The organism is uncultured Muriicola sp. (assembly GCF_947258935.1).
Classification (GTDB): Bacteria; Bacteroidota; Bacteroidia; order Flavobacteriales; family Flavobacteriaceae; genus Muriicola.
Window position 1 is genome coordinate 1 of the sequence record NZ_CAMYKH010000133.1, and the last position, 2,683, is coordinate 2,683.

The 2,683-nt window shown below is 40.6% G+C and carries 4 protein-coding genes; 2 read left to right on the plus strand and 2 right to left on the minus strand.

Annotated elements, in window-relative coordinates:
- Positions 1–48: 48 nt before the first annotated feature.
- Positions 49–249, minus strand: coding sequence for an SEC-C metal-binding domain-containing protein (locus tag Q0X72_RS14000; RefSeq protein ID WP_367180467.1), 201 nt, complete (start codon positions 247–249; stop codon positions 49–51).
- 125 nt (positions 250–374) lie between these two features.
- On the opposite strand from Q0X72_RS14000, the gene Q0X72_RS13585 reads away from it, so the two are divergent.
- Both Q0X72_RS13585 and Q0X72_RS13590 read left to right on the plus strand, forming a co-directional pair.
- Positions 375–857, plus strand: coding sequence for a hypothetical protein (locus tag Q0X72_RS13585; RefSeq protein ID WP_297766514.1), 483 nt, complete (start codon positions 375–377; stop codon positions 855–857).
- Positions 854–1,777 (plus strand): hypothetical protein, encoded by a 924-nt coding sequence (locus Q0X72_RS13590; RefSeq protein WP_297766517.1) that lies wholly within the window; start codon positions 854–856, stop codon positions 1,775–1,777. Before Q0X72_RS13585 ends, Q0X72_RS13590 begins: the two co-directional genes overlap by 4 nt.
- Positions 1,778–1,870: 93 nt before the next feature.
- On the opposite strand, the gene Q0X72_RS13595 is transcribed toward Q0X72_RS13590, so the two are convergent.
- Positions 1,871–2,683, minus strand: an 813-nt coding sequence (locus tag Q0X72_RS13595; protein WP_297766520.1) for a transposase, incomplete at its 5' end; no start/stop codon positions are given.

Consider the following 2,683-nt stretch of genomic DNA (forward strand, 5'->3'; position numbering starts at 1 on the left):
CGGTGTTTCAATCTTTCTCTCTAAAAGTATTCGTCGCGATTGGAGCCATCAAAGGCGGCCCGATCGCATGCAGCACTTCTTGAATCGCAGCCGGCTGCCGCAAGGACATGGATCATTGCGGCCAACCTTGGGATGTGATGAAAAAACATTGTAGTTTGAATCGGTATTTTTCCCTTGTTTTTGTATTTTCTTCTCTTCCTTTTCTATTTCATCTTTAAATAAATTATAATGTCTCTTCAGTCTTTCTATATCTGGTCAGTCGAGGATTTAAATAATTCTGATTAAATTAAATAACTTTAGGTAATACTGGACAAAGCTAATAAAATCAGCTATATATGATGAAATAGCTATATTTACTGAGAGGTTATTTCATCATGCTGAAAATATTGGATAAATTGTTGGCTGAGTTCCGTTGTGTTTTTTCATACGAAGCGTCCTTTAACTGGTTTGTCATTGTAATTCTCGGATTCGTTATTCGATTCGATCATAGTGGCGTAACAAGCTTTATCAGATGGCTTTTCCTAAGCCCTACACACTATGATGCGCTACTTTTATTTTTCAGAACATCATCCTGGCGGCTCGAAGATCTGCTGGTGCAATGGACATCAATGGCGGTCAATCGCTTTCCGGTTATCCGATTCAACGACCGGTTGCTTTTGATTGGCGATGGCATCAAGATTTGTAAGGAAGCCTTCAAGATGCCCGGTGTTAAACGCCTGCATCAGGACTCGGATAATAGTGGCAAAGGCGCTACAATCTGGGGGCATCATTTTGGATACGTTGGGCTTCTGATCGGCCATGTAAAAAAAACTTCTGTCTTCCACTGCATGCTCAGTTGCATGAAGGTATTGACATGATCCGCCCGGCCAAAGGGATTAACGGCAAACCGGCCACCATCGTAACCCGCATGGCGAATCTTGTGCTACAGAGCGCATCAAAGACCGGGCAACTATGCTATGTCGCTTTGGATGCATATTTTTCAACCGGTCCGATGTTTCTGATTTTAAAGACCGCGGTCACTGATGATGCGCAACAGTTGGTCCATGTTATTACCCGGGCAAAGAAAAACTATGTCGGGTTTCTTGACCGGGAATTTTCTACCAAAAAGTATGATGACGATGACAAATTCATACTCATGGATTGGTTTGATTTTCCGGAATTTTTTACAACAGCGCAATTGAGCACATACGGCAAAAGCAGAACCATTGAATATATGTGCATGGATCTGCTGTGGCGGCCGATTGATGATTTTGTTCGTTTCATATGCATAAAAGACGGCGATGGAAAATACGTGTTGATGTGTTCCGATCTTAATCTTAGCCCAATCGATATCATTACCATTTATTCATATCGCAGCAAAATTGAGGTCATGTTTTTGTTTCTAAAGCACCTTGTCGGAGGTTTCTGTTATCGTTTTTGGACAAAGTCATGGCCGAAGTTAAAGCGCAAGAAAAAGTCGGATCTACCTACTTTGAGTGAATCTGGTCGTGAAAAAGCCACACAAGTCGTCGAGGCCATTGAACGATTTGTTAATATCGCAGGCATTAGCCTTGGACTTTTGCAATATCTGGCACTCACCCGTGCTGCTGAAATATGGGGCAGCTACCACGGATGGCTGCGAACTCGCTCATCAGAAACCCCTTCAGAGGCAGTGGTTCAAAGTGTAATCCAAACCGAGTACTTCTATTCTGGCGAAAAAGTTCCATTTTGCAATACTCTACGCATTATTAACCGTAAACGCCGCAAACACTTATTATACGAAGACTTGGAAAATTGAAATTGCGTTAAAATGCTCGACTGACCAGTAAAAGATGAGGTTTTCTATTGAATTTTAGACTTATAGTGGTTCGCAAATGAATTGATACTAATTTTAGTCTAATTCCTGTGCGTCAAACTTTAAATCTTCTGTCCAAAAATCATCTTCAATTTTTCTCACTTTCGCGATAATTTTTGCGCATGTTTTAGCGGTGACCTTTTCAAATCCAGAATCGAGTTGTTCGATTAAATTATTCATTGTGAAATCACAATTTCTGGCTACATGATTTTTTACTACTCCCCAGCAAGTTTCTATTGGTTGTAACTCAGGGTGATACGGTGGAGTTCTGATAACTTCATGACCGTGAGATCGTGCAATTTCACTAATTGCATAGACTGGCTCAGGTGCCAATTTTTTCAAGATCTCCACCAACTCGGGCTTTAAGCAGTCATTACGGCAGTAAATTTTGTTTTGCTCTAACCATTGCATAATTTTTTTCTTGGAACACAAGGGCGTTGGCGGTGAATGCTCTGAAAGAGTATTATGGTAGGGTGCATTGTCCATTATGATAAGAGAGTTTTCAGGAATATTGGGCAGAAGCATCTCTGCAAACCATTTTTTAAACAATTCCCAATTCATTTGCCCGTGATAATCGCCAGTCTTTCTTGTGCTCTTAAATACAAGTTTGGAGCCAGAAATCCAACCAGATTTAGTGATTGCATTTATAATAATGAGCCGTTCACCTTTTCCTGTTGGTTTTTGCACCCAAGGACCGTCTTCATCTGAATACCAAATAAAATCATTACTATGATTTTTATTGACATACGATTCATCCAAATAAACTTCAGGTCGAATTGTATCGATATTTATTCCAGATGCCCGATTATCTCTCTTTTTTCGCAAATAACGCTGTCTGGCGGCAATCAC

Excerpts from the sequence above, each read along its gene's own strand:
- Q0X72_RS13585 (WP_297766514.1), top strand. The coding sequence starts at position 375 with ATGCTGAAAATATTGGATAAATTGTTGGCTGAGTTCCGTTGTGTTTTT.
- Q0X72_RS13590 (WP_297766517.1), top strand. The coding sequence starts at position 854 with ATGATCCGCCCGGCCAAAGGGATTAACGGCAAACCGGCCACCATCGTA.